The sequence below is a fragment of the Lentimicrobium sp. L6 genome (genome assembly GCF_013166655.1).
Lineage (GTDB): Bacteria > Bacteroidota > Bacteroidia > Bacteroidales > UBA12170 > UBA12170.
Genome location: NZ_JABKCA010000178.1, coordinates 1 through 1,045, shown reverse-complemented (window position 1 = coordinate 1,045; position 1,045 = coordinate 1). Strand labels below are relative to the sequence as shown.

Genomic DNA, 1,045 nt, shown 5'->3' with positions numbered 1-1,045 from the left:
AAGTAAATGCTTAGCTCCACGGCTTAGGGCTGAAAACGATGCTTAATTGTTAGCATGCGTTTTTATTCTATTCCTGTTACAGTCCAATCAGTTTCAGGTGTTTTTTCTACATAGATTATCAACTCTTTATATTTCTCCGCTCCTTTAACTATCAATGCAATAGAAGCCGCTCCATATGTCCCATTTGAATCACTGCTCGTTTCAATCCCACCGCTCGGAAGCACAGCAAACCCCTTTAACTCTCCAATCTCCGATGTCAATTGAGTATCGTTTTTTAAATAATTCTTTGCAACTTTATATGCATCACTATTTGGTAATATTATCGTAATCAATGTTTTTACGAAAAGCATAAATGCAATTATCCAAAATGCGATATGACTCCATGCGTTTTTAACTTTCAAAGATTTTCTTTTAGTAATATCTTTCCTAAGTAATATAGCGATACAGATAAATAAAATAGCATATCCAATCGGTTTGCTTTCCCAAAAAACATAGATATCAAATCCCCGTACTAAGTATCCAGTTATAATCAATCCAAATGCGGCTGCAAATGCAATTTTAATATTCATACTCAAATCTCTTATCAATCCGCTATAATGGCTTTTAAAAGAAAAACCTTCTCCATTATTTATCTCATCGTAATCTCTTTTAGTAATCAGTTTCCGTCCTTTTGTTAAATATAAAATCGGTCCAATTATACCAATCATGGAGATAATAATCCATAATCCTTTTGAGCCATTAAAGTCATTGTTTATAATCTGAAAAATCGCAACAAAAGTTGTAGTCAATGAACCTAACACGATTAAGAAAAATAGAATACCGAAAACTGCTGTCATTTTATTATCAAATTTAAGTTTGTTTAAATGTTGTATCGTTCTGCCAAATGCATGCTAACGTTTCGTATAAGAATAGTAGCCGACTGTGTGGCACTTTCCTGTCAAGTTACAAGGAAGTTGATGCGGGCTACAACCCTTGAATTTACAACTATCTCGGCTATTATTTTTATACATTGTTGAACTAAACCTCCCCAAAGGGAGGTAGCTTT

Annotated in this window: 1 protein-coding gene; it reads right to left on the bottom strand. The window is 33.7% G+C overall.

Annotation, left to right across the window (positions count from 1 at the left end; all coding sequences use genetic code 11):
• Window positions 1-62: 62 nt before the first annotated feature.
• Window positions 63-836, bottom strand: coding sequence for a PLDc N-terminal domain-containing protein (locus HNS38_RS20090; RefSeq protein ID WP_172347008.1), 774 nt, complete (start codon window positions 834-836; stop codon window positions 63-65).
• Window positions 837-1,045 lie beyond the last annotated feature (209 nt).